General features: G+C 63.8%; 12 protein-coding genes, 2 tRNA genes and 1 riboswitch. Of the genes, 8 read left to right on the forward strand and 6 right to left on the reverse strand.

Features of this window, described 5'->3' with window-relative positions; translation table 11 throughout:
* Positions 1-40 precede the first annotated feature (40 nt).
* Positions 41-130, reverse strand: a tRNA-Ser gene (locus EGY12_RS22005).
* Positions 131-222: 92 nt separating this feature from the next.
* On the opposite strand from EGY12_RS22005, the gene mtfA reads away from it, so the two are divergent.
* Both mtfA and EGY12_RS22015 read left to right on the forward strand, forming a co-directional pair.
* The gene (gene mtfA, locus EGY12_RS22010) at positions 223-1,023 is read left to right on the forward strand and encodes a DgsA anti-repressor MtfA (RefSeq protein ID WP_107226460.1); all 801 of its coding nucleotides are present in this window, start codon (positions 223-225) and stop codon (positions 1,021-1,023) included.
* 99 nt (positions 1,024-1,122) lie between these two features.
* Positions 1,123-1,198: transfer RNA gene (locus EGY12_RS22015), tRNA-Asn, on the forward strand.
* A 54-nt stretch (positions 1,199-1,252) separates the two neighbouring features.
* Here the strand turns inward: EGY12_RS22015 and gap are convergent.
* From gap to EGY12_RS22035, 4 genes are all read right to left on the reverse strand, one after another.
* A complete protein-coding gene (gene gap / locus EGY12_RS22020) occupies positions 1,253-2,263 on the reverse strand; it encodes a type I glyceraldehyde-3-phosphate dehydrogenase (protein WP_123895369.1) in 1,011 nt (336 codons plus the stop codon).
* A 77-nt stretch (positions 2,264-2,340) separates the two neighbouring features.
* Entirely contained in the window at positions 2,341-3,315 is a 975-nt protein-coding gene (locus tag EGY12_RS22025) for a GlxA family transcriptional regulator (RefSeq protein WP_123895370.1), read from the reverse strand.
* Between the two features lie 126 nt (positions 3,316-3,441).
* Complete coding sequence (locus tag EGY12_RS22030; protein WP_123895371.1) at positions 3,442-4,176, reverse strand: SDR family NAD(P)-dependent oxidoreductase; 735 nt, start codon at positions 4,174-4,176, stop codon at positions 3,442-3,444.
* 13 nt (positions 4,177-4,189) lie between these two features.
* On the reverse strand, positions 4,190-5,212 hold the full coding sequence (locus EGY12_RS22035; protein WP_123895372.1) for an LLM class flavin-dependent oxidoreductase: 1,023 nt from the start codon (positions 5,210-5,212) through the stop codon (positions 4,190-4,192).
* 150 nt (positions 5,213-5,362) lie between these two features.
* A riboswitch (TPP riboswitch) is annotated at positions 5,363-5,465 on the forward strand.
* A gap of 62 nt (positions 5,466-5,527) precedes the next feature.
* Between EGY12_RS22035 and tenA the strand changes: the two genes are divergently transcribed.
* From tenA to EGY12_RS22055, 4 genes are read left to right on the forward strand one after another with little or no spacing between them, the layout of a single operon-like run.
* Positions 5,528-6,211: a thiaminase II gene (tenA, locus tag EGY12_RS22040; RefSeq protein ID WP_123895373.1), complete on the forward strand. Its 684-nt coding sequence runs from the start codon at positions 5,528-5,530 to the stop codon at positions 6,209-6,211.
* Entirely contained in the window at positions 6,208-6,948 is a 741-nt protein-coding gene (locus EGY12_RS22045; protein WP_123895374.1) for an ABC transporter ATP-binding protein, read from the forward strand. Before tenA ends, EGY12_RS22045 begins: the two co-directional genes overlap by 4 nt.
* Complete coding sequence (locus EGY12_RS22050; protein WP_123895375.1) at positions 6,945-7,712, forward strand: ABC transporter permease; 768 nt, start codon at positions 6,945-6,947, stop codon at positions 7,710-7,712. Before EGY12_RS22045 ends, EGY12_RS22050 begins: the two co-directional genes overlap by 4 nt.
* Positions 7,713-7,747: 35 nt before the next feature.
* Positions 7,748-8,683, forward strand: coding sequence for an ABC transporter substrate-binding protein (locus EGY12_RS22055; RefSeq protein ID WP_123895376.1), 936 nt, complete (start codon positions 7,748-7,750; stop codon positions 8,681-8,683).
* Here EGY12_RS22055 and EGY12_RS22060 read toward each other — a convergent pair whose 3' ends face one another.
* Positions 8,684-9,424 (reverse strand): transporter substrate-binding domain-containing protein, encoded by a 741-nt coding sequence (locus tag EGY12_RS22060; RefSeq protein ID WP_123895377.1) that lies wholly within the window; start codon positions 9,422-9,424, stop codon positions 8,684-8,686.
* A 286-nt stretch (positions 9,425-9,710) separates the two neighbouring features.
* On the opposite strand from EGY12_RS22060, the gene opgB reads away from it, so the two are divergent.
* Positions 9,711-12,014 (forward strand): phosphatidylglycerol--membrane-oligosaccharide glycerophosphotransferase, encoded by a 2,304-nt coding sequence (opgB, locus tag EGY12_RS22065; RefSeq protein ID WP_123895378.1) that lies wholly within the window; start codon positions 9,711-9,713, stop codon positions 12,012-12,014.
* Between the two features lie 138 nt (positions 12,015-12,152).
* Positions 12,153-13,616 carry an AMP nucleosidase gene (locus EGY12_RS22070; protein ID WP_047730314.1) on the forward strand — a complete coding sequence of 488 codons (1,464 nt, stop codon included), beginning with the start codon at positions 12,153-12,155 and terminating at the stop codon, positions 13,614-13,616.
* Positions 13,617-13,960: the final 344 nt, after the last annotated feature.

Consider the following 13,960-nt stretch of genomic DNA (forward strand, 5'->3'; position numbering starts at 1 on the left):
TGGGGATCGTTGAAAGATTTATTCGTAAGTGATTGAATAGTGGCGGAGAGAGGGGGATTTGAACCCCCGGTAGAGTTGCCCCTACTCCAGTTTTCGAGACTGGTCCGTTCAGCCGCTCCGGCATCTCTCCTAACAACGCTTGCTATCATGCCCGCTTTTACGGCATTTTTACAGCATTAGCATACCGCTGAACGTTCAAGTGATGAGTTTACGAGCAACCTGATGATTAAATGGCCGTGGAAAGCGACTCAACCCTCTCAACCCCAGGCAGACACTCAGGCCCAGTGGCAGGACGCGTTGGCGATCCCGCTGCTCTCGCCGCTGAATGAGCAGGAGCGGCAGCGGCTGGTGGCCGTTGCCGGGCAAATCTTGCAGCAAAAGCGCATCGTGCCGCTGCAGGGGCTGCAGCTCACCTCGCAAATGCAGGCGCGCATCGCCCTGCTGTTCGCCCTGCCGGTGCTGGAGCTCGGCGCAGAATGCCTCGACGGCTTCAATGAAATCTTGCTCTACCCCACGCCGTTCGTGGTGGAAGACGAATGGCAGGACGAAATTGGCCTGGTGCACTCGGGGCCGGTGGTGCAGTCGGGCCAGAGTTGGGAACAGGGGCCGATCGTGCTCAACTGGCAAGACGTGCAGGACTCTTTCGATCTCTCCGGTTTCAATCTGGTGATCCACGAAGCGGTGCACAAACTGGATATGCGCAACGGCGGCGTTGCCACCGGCGTGCCGCCGATCCCGCTGCGCGAGGTGGCCGCCTGGGAGCACGATCTGCACGCCGCGATGGAAAGCCTGCAGGACGAGATAGACATGGTCGGTGAAGAGGCCGCCAGCATGGATGCCTACGCCGCCACCGATGCGGCCGAGTGCTTCGCCGTGCTGTCGGAGTATTTCTTCAGCGCCCCCGAGCTGCTGGCCGAACGCTTCCCGGCGCTGTACCAGCACTTTTGCCGCTTCTACCGCCAGGATCCGCTGGCGCGCCTGCTGCGCGCCCAGGCGGAAAACGACGCGCAATGGGCTGATTGACGGGTATATTGCTCAGATACCGAGCAGTCGCACCGCCTGGGGCAATTTAGCGTTGACACACCCGGGGCCGCTGGATATCATGCGCCCCGTTCACACGATTCCTCTGTAGTTCAGTCGGTAGAACGGCGGACTGTTAATCCGTATGTCACTGGTTCGAGTCCAGTCAGAGGAGCCATATTTAGAGAAGCCCGCTTAAGGAAACTTAAGCGGGCTTTTTGCTGTTGGGCGTTTACAGCCCGCGTTTTTCCATCAGCAGCGCCAGATCGACCAAGCGGTTGGAGAAGCCCCACTCGTTGTCATACCAGGCGAGTACTTTCACCAGATTACCGCCGATCACCAGCGTGGACAGGCCGTCGATGATCGACGAACGCGCATCGCCCCGATAGTCGCTCGACACCAGCGGTTCATCGCTGTAGCCCAGGATCCCTTTCAGCGGGCCGGACGCCGCCGCCGCGCGGAAAGCGGCGTTAATCTCCTCCACCGTCGCCGGGCGTTTCAGCGTCACCGTCAAATCGACGATGGAAACCACCGGCACCGGCACCCGCAGCGAGTAACCGGTCAGGCGGCCGTCGAGATCCGGGATCACCTTGCCGAGCGCCTTGGCCGCGCCGCTGGAGTAAGGCACGATCGACTCCGCCGCCGCCCGCGCGCCGCGCAGATCTTTTTCCGGCTGATCGTGCAGCGCCTGGCTGTTGGTATAGGCGTGGGTGGTGTTCATCAGCCCGTATTCGATGCCGAAGGCCTGATGCAGCACCTGCGCGGCGGGCGCCAGCCCGTTAGTGGTGCAGCTGCCGTTGCTGACCACTTTATGCAGCGCCGGATCGTAGAGCTGGTCGTTAACCCCCATGACAATGGTGATGTCGTCGTTTTTGGCCGGCGCCGAGATAATCACCCGCTTGGCACCGCCGTGCGTGATGTGCACTTCCGCCTTGGCTTTATCGGTAAAGAAGCCCGTCGCTTCGATCACCACGTCCACGCCCACGCTGCTCCAGGGGATCTCGGCGGGATCGCGCTGCGAAAACACCTGAATCGGCCGGCCGTCCAGCAGCAGCTGATTGTCGCCGGCTTCCACCTTGGCCGCCAGGGTGCCGGAAAGCGTGTCGTATTTCAGCAGGTGCGCCAGCGTTTTGCTGTCCGTCAGATCGTTGATCGCCACCACTTCAAAATCGCTGCGACCCAGTGCCGCGCGCAGTACGTTGCGCCCGATCCTGCCGAAGCCGTTAATGCCAACTCTCACCATGATGCTCTCCTCGTTATGGGCTTTGCCTCAACTCTAGCCCTGCCCCGAAGCGGCGTAAATGACACTTACCAATCAATTTACGCCAAATTGCGCGCATGAAAGCGTTCGCGGTATTCGCTCGGGGTCAGCTGCAGTTTTCGCTCAAACACCCGCCGCAGGTTAAGGCCGTTGCCAAAGCCAGTAGCCAGGGCGATCTGCTCTATGCCTTGCGCACTCTGCTCCAGGCGCTGTCTGGCGGTATGCAACCGCCCTTCTTCGACGAATTTGGCGGGAGAAATGCCCGTCTCGCGGGTGAACACGCGGGTAAAGTTGCGCGGGCTCATCGCCACGCGTTCGGCCAACCGTTCGACGCTGAGATCGTCGGCGAGGTTTTCCAGGATCCAGGACTGCAGATCGCGGATCGGGCCCGGCGATTTGGCCTGGTTGAGCGGGTAGCGGCTGAACTGCGCCTGCCCGCCGGGGCGGCGCAGAAACATCACCAGATCCTGAGCCACTTCGCGCGCCTGCACGAAACCATAGTCGTCTTCCACCAGCGCCAGCGTCAGGTCGAAGCCGGAACTGACGCCGCCGGAGGTCCAGATCGGCCCGTCCTGCACGTAGATTGGGCCATTCTCGACCTGCACCCGCGGGAAGCGCGCCTGCAGCGTTTCCGCCAGCCGCCAGTGGGTGGTCGCCCGCCGTCCGTCCAGCAATCCGGCCTCGGCCAGCAGCAGAGCCCCGCCGCAGACCGAGGCGATTCGGCGCGCCTGCGGGGCCGCCCGGCGCAGCCAATCCGCCACCAGGGCGCCCTCTGCTTCGGTCGCCCCTTTGCCGGCGACGATGACGGTATCGCGCGGCAGTGCCGGATCGAGATCCGCCAGGCGATGATCGGCCAACAGGCTCAGCCCGGACAGACCGTGTATCACCCGATGGGATTGCGTGGTGGCGACCGCGATCTGATACAGCGGCGCCTCGGCAGGGCTCAGACGGTTGGCCTGCATCAGGATATCGGCGATGCCCGCCGCTTCGAACAGCATGCCCCCTTCAGGGACGATAATCAGGAATGTATGCATGGCGATAATAGGAAGAACGAGCAAAACAGGTCATGCAGCCACTGTATAAGAAAAACCTCGCCGGTTCATCCTGCGGGCATAAAAAAGCCCGCCGATAACCTCGACGGGCCTGGAAGGAATAGCCATTCAAGCCTGCGGCAGGCTCACTCCGCTGACGCGCGCTAACTGCGCCAGCAGCGCCGTTTGAAACGCCTCGTCGTGCACCGCGGCATGGGGATCGAACCGTTGCTGATGGTGCCAATAACCGCCGGTCGCCAGGGCCTGCGGCTCATCGCTGGTCACCAACCACACCTGCGTCACATGTCCCAACGCCAGATCGTCGGGCGCATCCGCGCCGCCCATTTTGGTCGGCACCCAGCCGGGATCGACCGCGCTGCTGATGACGCCGGGCCACAGGCGCGCCACGGCGGCGGCCAGCGCGGTGACGAACAGTTTGCTGTCCGAATAGGAACCGGCTGCGCCGCCGAGCCAGTCTACGCCGTTCAGTTCCGGCACGCCGTCAAAGTGCATGCTGCTGCTCAGGTAGACGATGCGCTTGGGGCGTTCGATCAGGGCCGTCAGCAGGTAAGGCGCAATCACGTTCACCGGCATCACCTGCGGCCCGGTAAACATACCGGCGTTGTGGATCACCGCGTCCGGGCGGCCGAGGCGATTGACCTGCTCGGCGAGCAGCCGGATCTGCTGCACATCGGACAGATCGCCGATCGCGGCCTGCGCGCCGCGATCCAGCAGATCGCGCACCGCGTCCAAACGGCCGGGCTCACGCGCATGCAAAATCACCTGATGCCCTTCGTCCAACAGCGTTTGCGCGGCGGCGCGGCCCAGCCCGTCTACCGAGCCGGTAATGAAAATGCGTGACATGCCACTCCTCCGTTTAGCGCCAGCCGAGCGCCGGCGCGACATGGGTTAAAATCGATTCGATGACGTGGGCGTTGTACTCCACGCCCAGCTGGTTAGGCACGGTCAGCAGCAGCGTATCCGCTTCGGCGATGGCCTCGTCCTGCGCCAGCTGTTTTATCAGCTCGTCCGGCTCGGCGGCATAGCTGCGGCCAAAGATCGCCCGGGTCTGCGCGTCGATATATCCCAGCTGATCGCCCTCCTTGCCACCGCCGCCGAAGTAGTTGCGATCCCGCTGATCCACCAGCGCGAAGATGCTGCGGCTCACGGAAACCCGCGGCTCGTGCGTATGGCCGGCCTCTTGCCAGGCGGCGCGGTAGGCGCGGATCTGCTTGGCCTGCTGAATGTGGAAAGGTTCGCCGGTCTCGTCGTTCTTGAGCGTCGAACTTTGCAGGTGCATGCCGAGCTTCGCCGCCCAGACGGCGGTGGCGTTCGAACCGGCACCCCACCAGATGCGGTCGCGCAGCCCGGCGGAAAACGGCTCCGGCCGCAGCAGCCCGGGCGGATTCGGGAACATCGGCTGCGGATTGGGTTCGGCGAACCCTTCACCGCGCAGCGCTTCCAGGAACACTTCGGTATGGCGGCGGGCCATGTCCGCGTCGCTCTCGCCGTCGGCCGGGGCATAGCCGAAATAGCGCCAGCCGTCGATCACCTGCTCCGGCGAGCCGCGGCTGATGCCGAGCTGCAGCCGCCCACCGGCGATCAGATCCGCCGCGCCGGCGTCTTCCACCATGTACAGCGGGTTTTCATAGCGCATGTCGATCACGCCGGTGCCGATTTCGATACGTTGGGTTTTGGCGCCGATGGCGGCCAACAGCGGGAACGGCGATCCCAGCTGGCGCGCAAAGTGGTGTACGCGAAAATAGGCGCCGTCCGCCCCCAGATCTTCGGCGGCGACCGCCAGATCGATGGACTGCAGCAGCGCATCCGCCGCGGAACGGGTGCCGGACTGGGCGGAAGGCGACCAGTGGCCGAACGAGAGAAAACCAATCTTTTTCATCGGGAATCGTCCTCAAAGGCAGAATCATCGGCCTACAGTGACAAAAAGCGCGCGCTCTGCGCCAGTAAAATCGCCCACGATCGCACTAAACGAACCGATTGCCGCCGCGCCGCCCGGCGATTGTAATCAAAAAACAAATGTCGTATAACAAGCAGCTCCGAGGGGTGTCCTGTTACGGGCTGAGATGGCGCAAGCCGAACCCTTTGAACCTGATCTGGGTCATGCCAGCGAAGGGACGGTTAGGTAACAACGCTCTCACCCGTTGCCTGTTCATACCCCAGCGTGCCCGGATCTCCACTGACTCAAGGAGGTCCCATGTCCATCACCACCCTGTTCGAAAACGGTCTTTACGGCCGGCTGCGCCAACATGCCGGCAGCCACTGGCAGGACTACGTCGAGCACCCGTTTCTGCAGCAGCTCGCCGCCGGCACCTTGCCCGAACGCGCTTTTCGCCGCTACCTGACCCAGGACTACCTGTTCCTGCTGCACTTCGCCCGCGCCTACGCGCTGCTGGTCAGCAAGCTGCGTACCCTGCCGGAGATGCGCGCCGCCACCGCCTCGCTTAACGGCATCGTCGCCGAACTGCCGCTGCACGTGGCCTACTGCGCCGAATGGGGGCTGAGCGAAGCGCAGATCGCCGCCCAGCCGGAAGCGGCGGAGACCATGAACTACACCCGTTACGTGCTGGATATCGGCCATGCCGGCGACGCCCTCGATCTGCTGGCCGGCCTGCTGCCCTGCGTGGCCGGCTATGCCGAAATTGGCCTGCGGCTGCTGCACGATCCCGCCACCAAGATGGAGGGCAATCCTTACGCCTCCTGGATCCGCAACTACGGCGACGAGGGCTATCTGGCCGGCGTGCGTGCCGCCATCGAGCTGCTCGAGACCGTCGGTCATCAGCGTGGCGCGCAAAGCCGCCTCACTGAGCTGGCGCAGATTTTCACCACCGCCACCCAGTTGGAATCGGCTTTTTGGCAGATGGGGCTGAACGCCTCATGACCTCCCCGCTTCTCCCGCCCGGCATTCAGGTGCGGGATCTCAGCCTGCGTTTCGGTCAGAAAATCGTCTTTGATCGGCTGAGCTTCGACATCGCCGGCGGCAGCTTCGTCGCCCTGCTCGGCGCCAGCGGCGCCGGCAAAACCAGTTTGCTGAAGATCATCGCCGGCCTGGAACGGGCCACCTCGGGCACGGTAGCCGGCAGCGACGGCCAGCCGATCGCCGGGCGCATCGCCTATATGGGGCAAAAAGATCTGCTCTACCCGTGGCTGACCATCGAAGAGAACGTCGCCCTCGGCTCGCGGCTGCGCGGCGAAACACCGGACCGGGCGTGGGCGGCACACCTGCTGGAGCGCGTGGGCCTGGCCGCGCATGGCCGCAGCCTGCCCGCCTCGCTGTCCGGCGGGATGCGCCAGCGCGCTGCCATCGCCCGCACGCTCTACGAACGCCAGCCGATCGTGCTGATGGACGAACCCTTTTCCGCGCTGGACGCCATTACCCGCGCCGAGATCCAGAGCCTGGCCGCCGAACTGCTGGCGCAAAACACCGTGCTGCTGATCACCCACGATCCGATGGAGGCCTGCCGCCTGAGCCACCGGCTGCTGGTGCTGTCGCCCTGGCCGCTGGGCCTCGACGACACCCACCGCATCAGCGGGCAACCGCCGCGCGCACCGGATGACGCCGACCTGCTGAAAAGCCAGGCCGAACTGCTCCAACAGCTGGTGAGGGCAGCGCAATGAATATCGCCAAAGAACGTGGGCTTACCCGCCTGCGGCGTGGGCTGACGGTGTTTGCCGGCCTGCTGCTGCTGTGGTGGTTGGCGGTGCAAAGCGGCATTCCGGCCTTTCTGCTGCCCACGCCGGGCGCGGTGGCGCAGGCGCTATGGGACGGGCGCAGCTATCTCGCCTGGCACACGCTGGTCACCGCTTCGGAAATCGTCAGCGGGCTGGCGCTGGGCGTACTGCTCGGCGCCGCGCTTGCGCTGTGCATGATCTTCTCGCCGCGCCTGCAGCGCTGGCTGATGCCGCTGGTGCTCACCAGCCAGGCGATACCGGTGTTCGCCCTGGCCCCGCTGCTGGTGCTGTGGTTCGGCTTCGGCATGAGCGCCAAGGTGGCGATGGCGGTACTGGTGATCTTCTTCCCGGTAGTGTCGGCCTTCTTCGACGGGCTGCGCCGGGTCAACAACGACTATCTCGATCTGGCGCGCACGATGCGCGCTTCGCGCTGGGCGCAGCTGCGGCACGTGCGGCTGATGGCTGCGCTGCCGGCCTTCGGTTCCGGCCTGCGCATGGCCGCCGCGGTCGCGCCGATCGGCGCCATCATCGGCGAATGGGTCGGCTCGGCCGAAGGGCTGGGCTACGTGATGCTTAACGCCAACGCGCGTATGCAGACCGACATCTGCTTCGCCGCGCTGTTTATTTTGGTGCTGATGACTGTGCTGCTGTGGACTGCGGTGGATGCGCTGCTGCGGCGCCTGATCGCCTGGGCGCCGGAAAACGACTGATGATTGCAACCATAACCAGGGATAAAGGAACGACCATGATCAAACAAACCGTTTGCGGGCTGCTGCTGGGCGCCGCCATCACCGGCCAGGCCGGCGCGGCCGAAAAGCTGACGCTGGTGCTCGACTGGTACATCAACCCCGATCACGCACCGATTATGGTGGCCGAGCAGATCGGCGCCTTCAAGGCCGAAGGGCTGGACGTCAAGATCGTGCCGCCGTCCGATCCGGCGCTGCCGCCGCGGCTGGTGGCCGCCAAACAGGCAGACCTCGCCATCACCTATCAACCGCAGCTGCACTTCTTCGCCGATCAGGGCCTGCCGCTGATGCGGGTCGGCACGCTGATCAACACACCGCTGAATACGGTGATCGCGCTGGATAAAAACATCACCTCACCGGCGGATCTCAAAGGCAAAACGGTGGGTTACTCGGTCAGCGGCATCGAACAAGCGACGCTGGCCACCATGGTCGAACACGAGCACCTCAAACCGCAGGACATCAAGCTCATCAACGTCAACTTCCAGCTGACCAGCGCCCTGCTGGCGGGCCAGGTCGATGCGGTGATCGGCGGCTACCGCAACATCGAAGCGCTGGAGCTGAAGCTGCAGGGTAAGACGCCGGTGGTGTTCAACGTCGAAGATTACGGCGTGCCGGCCTACGACGAACTGATCATCGTCGCCAACCGCGATGCGGTGAACGAGCCGAAAATCCGCAAATTCCTCGCCGCGCTGAAGAAAGGCAGCGACTACCTGCATGCGCACCCGCAGGACACCTGGCTGGCATTCGCCAAGGCGCACCCGGAGCTGAATACCGAGCTGAACAAGCAGGCGTGGCAAGCCAGCCTGCCGCTGTTCGCGCGCGATCCGGCGAAGCTGGATCGGGCCCGCTACCAGGCTTACGAACAGTTCCTGTTCGATAACAAGCTGATCAAGAAAATCACCCCGGTAGAACAGTACGCGGTGGAGCTGAACTGATCACGCCGAGGCGGCCGGCGGCGCCACCGTCACCTCGCCCTGGCCGCTGCGCTGCAAGGCCGCCTTCACCAACCCGTTGGCTTTGCAGCGCTCGATAAAATCGTTCACGTAGGCGGCGCCCTGCGTTTTTTGCCGCGGCACCGCCATCGCCTGGCGGATGGCGGTGAAATGTCCCTCCAGCACCCGGTAGCCGGGATGGGCGGCCGCAGCAGCCTGCAGTGGCTGGCGCACGCCGGCCGCTGCCTCCAGCCCGCGTTCGAAAAACAGCGCGATCGCCTCGGCGGAAGTTGCCGCCCGCACCAGCTGCGCCTGCTGCAGCGTGCGCGATAAAAACAGATCGTACGCCGCCCCCTGGCCGACCGCTATGCGCACCTCCGGCCTGTCGAGTTGCGCCACCTCAAAGTAAGGCGCGTCGTTCGCCACCAGATAAGTCCCCTCGATGATCACGTACGGCTCACTGAAGGCGATCTGCGCCGCGCGCACCGGCTCGATGGCCATAAACGCCAGGTTCCAGGCGCCGCTGTCCAGATCGGCGAACACCTTGCCCGCCGCGTCATAGGTGACCAGTTCGAGCGCCACGCCCAACTCCTGGGCCAGCGCGGCGGCCAGCTCCACCGAAGCGCCTTGCGGTTTGCCACCGGTCCCGGCCTGCGCCAGCACCGGATTGCCGTAGTTGATCGCCGCGCGCAACACGCCTTGCGGGGCCAGATCGTCGAGTACCGCGGCGGGAATCGTCTGCATATTTCCTCCTGAATGGCTGATGGGCGCACCGTCGTGGCGCTCATTAAGCGTAGAGCGAAACCTCCGACCAGCAAGCTTTCGCCGCCGAGGCCGCCGTCGGCGTGATTAACGTCACACTATTGTCATAAAAATGTACAATAGCCGCCGCTCGTCGGCCGTAGCGGGAGATCGCGCGTTGTTCCGCCGCCGGCAATAGGCTATACCCTTCACTTTTCGCGCTGCGGCACGCTCGGCGGCGCAAACCAGGGCAGCAACGGTTTTATTTCAATCAGACAAGGTTTGGCGGATGGTATTAGCAGTCGTTTCGTTTGTTCTCTTTTTGGCGTCAATTTTGATTTATCGCACCCGGGCCGCCGCCAACCGCTGGTGGTTCGCCATTTTGCTGACGCTGCTCGGCAGCTATCTGGTGCTGAACGTCATCCTGATCGCCAGCAACTACTTCACCGGCGACGGCATCACCGATGCGGTGATCTACACCGTCACCAGCAGCCTCAAAGGCGCGGGCATCAGCAAATACGTGCTGCCGTTTATCGGCCTGCTGGCGGCCTTGGGGCTCATCTTCGCAGTGCTGGCCCGCAGCCTGCTGCGCCGCAAGGCCAAAGGCAGCAGCGTGGCCTACAGCGTCGTCGCCGTACTGCTGGCGCTGTTTTCGGTCGGCACCACCCCGGCGTTTCAGGACATCTCGCTGCTGGTCAAGAGCCAGATCGTCGGCGATACCGCCGATTTCACCACCTACTACAAAGCGCCGAAAAAGACCGTACAGGGCAAGCGGCCGAACCTGGTGTACATCTATGCCGAGAGCCTGGAGCGCACCTACTTCGATACCGAGCTGTTTCCCGGCCTGGCCGACGAGCTGAACGCCCTGCGCGCAGACAGTATCGATTTCAGCAACACCCAGCAGTTGCCGGGCACCGGTTACACCATCGCCGGCATGGTCGCCTCGCAGTGCGGCATTCCGCTGTTCGCGCCCTTCGACGGCAACGCCTCCAGCGCGGTCTCCACCTTCTACCCGGAGAACGTCTGCCTGGGCGACGTGCTGAAGGCCGCCGGCTACAGCAACTATTTCTATCAGGGCGCCGAGCTGGCGTTCGCCGGTAAAGACACCTTCCTGAAATCCCACGGCTTCGACTACGTTTACGGCTTCAAAGAGCTGCGCGAACAGGTCGCCGATCCGAGCTACAAAAACGACTGGGGCTGGTACGACGACAGCGTGTTGGACGTGGTGTACGGCAAGTTCGTCGAGCTGTCCAAGCAGCGCCAACCCTTCTCGCTGTTTACCCTGACCGTCGACACCCATCACCCGGACGGCTTTATCTCCGCCGGCTGCAGCAAGAAAAGTTACGCCTGGCAGAATAAAGAAAACCGCTCGCTGAGCGCGGTGGCCTGCAGCCAGCAACACATCGCCGCGTTGATCGACAAGATCAAACGCTCGCCCTATTTCAGCAATACCGTGATCGTGGTGTCCTCCGATCATCTGGCGATGAACAACACCGCCTACGATATCCTGACCAAACAGAAGCGCCGCAATCTGTTCTTCATCATCGACGGCACCCGGCCGCTGGCGGAACAGCGCAACGAGAAGCGCAGCACGCTGGATAACGGCGCCACGGTGCTGGACGTGATGGGCGGCGACAACTACATCGGCCTTGGCCGCAGCAGCCTGTCGGCGCCGTCGCTGTCTACGGTGTTCCTGAACATCGAAGAGAAGATCAACGGCTGGAAACCGGCGGTGATCAACCAGTGGGGCCTGCCGAACCGCATCAGCGACTACAGCGTCGATACGCGCCAGCGCAGCTTCAGCTTCTCCGGTGTCACCTACAAGGTGCCGTTCATTCTGCGGGTGGGCGATAACCGCATCGAACCGATGTTCAACGTCTACCTTTCCACCCCGCTGCGCAAACAGCTGGCCGGGCTGGGCGCGGGGGAGAAATTCGTCTGGGTCGATAAATGCTACGAGATCGGCCGGGTCTGGGCGCCGCAGCTGGCGCTGAGCACCGACATCTGCGTGGCCTCCGGCACCCTGGCCTCACCGCCGCAGATCGTACAGGCCAGCGGCGAACGCTTCCGCGGCAAGGTGGGCTTTACCGCCCCGGCGGCCGACAGCGTCGCCGATTATCAAAACGCCGTCGCCCGCCTGCAGGTGGACGACGCGGCGATGAAGTACCGGGCGGACAGCATTGAGTTCATGCTGCCCGGCATGCCGGAACAGGTGAAGGCCATCACCGGCGTTTCCGGCGTCGAGGAGTGGGGCCGCTGGTCCGACGCCAACCTGGCGCCGGCAGTCGACATCGATTACGTCGATCCGCTGCCGCACACCTTCGATCTGGTGCTGCGCGCCCGCGCCTACGGCAATAACGTCGGCGAACCGATTTCGGTGCGCGTCGGCGACGAAGAGCGCTTCGTGTCGCTCGGCGAACAGGACAGCACCGTCACCCTGCGCTTCGACAACCCGCGCGGCGCGCAGAAGATCAGCATAACCCCGCCGGCCCCCACCGAGCCGAAAGAGAGCGCCAGCGGCGGTTTCACGCCGAAGAAGCTGGGCATCGGCCTGGTCTCGCTGAAGGTCGAGGCGGCCGACCCCGCCTCCTGATCCCCGCGCCCTCACGGGCACGGTATTTTCTTTGCCGCGCCCGTCATTTCGACCAAGCTTTTACGCCCTTCTTCGGCTAACCTGTGACGGTAAAACGCCGCAACCCCGCCACAGAGCCGGGACATCCAAGGAGAAAGTATGAGCTATGCCCCACCTCGCAGCGGCCTCAGCGCCGATCAGGCACTCGATCAACTGGAAGCCCTGTATGACGCCGCGGTAGACGCGCTGCGTCAGGCGGTCAGCGACTTTATCAGCCACGGCACGCTGCCGGATGCGCAGGCGCGCGCCGCCGGGCTGTTCGTGTATCCCGAACTGCGCGTCAGCTGGGACGGGCAGCAATCCGGCCCGAGCAAAACCCGCGCCTTCGGCCGCTTCACCCATCCCGGCAGCTACAGCACCACCGTGACCCGTCCACAGCTGTTCCGCCACTATCTGGCCGAACAGCTGGCGATGCTGGAGCACGATTACGCCGCCCATATCGAAGTGGCACCTTCGCAGCAGGAGATCCCGTTCCCTTACGTGATCGACGGCTCCAGCCTGGCGCTCGATCGCTCGATGAGCGCCGGCATCGCGCAGCATTTCCCCACCACCGAGCTGGCGCAGATCGGTGACGAAACCGCCGACGGCCTGTACCACACCACCGATAACCATTTCCCGCTGTCGCATTTCGATGCGCTGCGCGCGGATTTCTCGCTGGCGCGGCTGCGGCACTACACCGGTACGCCGGTGGAGCACTTCCAGCCGTTCGTGCTGTTCACCAACTACACCCGCTATGTAGATGAGTTCGTGCGCTGGGCCTGTGCCCAGATCGCCGATCCGGCCAGCCCGTACATCGCGCTCTCCAGCGCCGGCGGCACCTACATCACGCCGGAAACCAGCGCCCCCGAACAGGCGGTGTCCGATCTGGCGTGGAAAAACCACCAGATGCCGGCCTATCACCTGATTTCGCGCACTGGCCAGGGCATCACGCTGATCAACATCGGCGTCGGCCCGTCCAACGCCAAAACCATCTGCGATCACCTGGCGGTGCTGCGCCCGAGCGCCTGGCTGATGATCGGCCACTGCGGCGGCCTGCGCGAAAGCCAGTCGATCGGCGATTATGTGCTGGCCCACGCCTATCTGCGCGACGATCACGTGCTGGATGCGGTGCTGCCGCCGGATATCCCGATCCCGAGCATCGCCGAGGTGCAGCGCGCCCTGTACGACGCCACCAAGATGGTCAGCGGCATGCCCGGCGAAGAGGTCAAACAGCGCCTGCGCACCGGCACCGTGGTCACCACCGACGATCGCAACTGGGAGCTGCGCTATTCCGCTTCGGCGCGGCGTTTCAACCTCAGCCGCGCGGTGGCGGTCGACATGGAGAGCGCTACCATCGCGGCCCAGGGATACCGCTTCCGGGTGCCGTACGGCACGCTGCTGTGCGTCTCCGACAAACCGCTGCACGGCGAAATAAAACTGCCGGGCCAGGCCAACCGCTTCTATGAAGGGGCGATCTCCGAGCACCTGCAGATCGGCATCTGCGCCATCGACCTGCTGCGCGCCGAGGGCGATCGCCTGCACTCGCGCAAGCTGCGCACCTTCAACGAGCCGCCGTTCCGGTAATGGATATCAGGCCCGCTGCGGCGTAATGTTTGCCAGTTAGCGTTCTTATGAAGTTGTTCGTGGAGTTTCGGTCGATAAATAAAAGTTGCGCCATGAAACTCATGTGCCTCGACCGAACAAGGGGCCGTAAGCGCGGCCCCTTGCAACCCGCGCCTTTGCCCAATCAGACGGTTGGCTTTGCCAACGTTACTCAGCCCATCCCTGGGCCTCGCCCCTTCGGGGCCGCTGCAAGCAGCGTTCAAATCTGCTCCCGGCAGATTTGTCCTCCCTCCGCCATAGCGCATTGAGGCCGGCTGCGACAGGCGTCCCTGCCTGTCTCACCTGAAACCGCCGTCCATGGCGGT

It is taken from the genome of Serratia sp. FDAARGOS_506 (assembly GCF_003812745.1).
Classification (GTDB): Bacteria; Pseudomonadota; Gammaproteobacteria; order Enterobacterales; family Enterobacteriaceae; genus Serratia.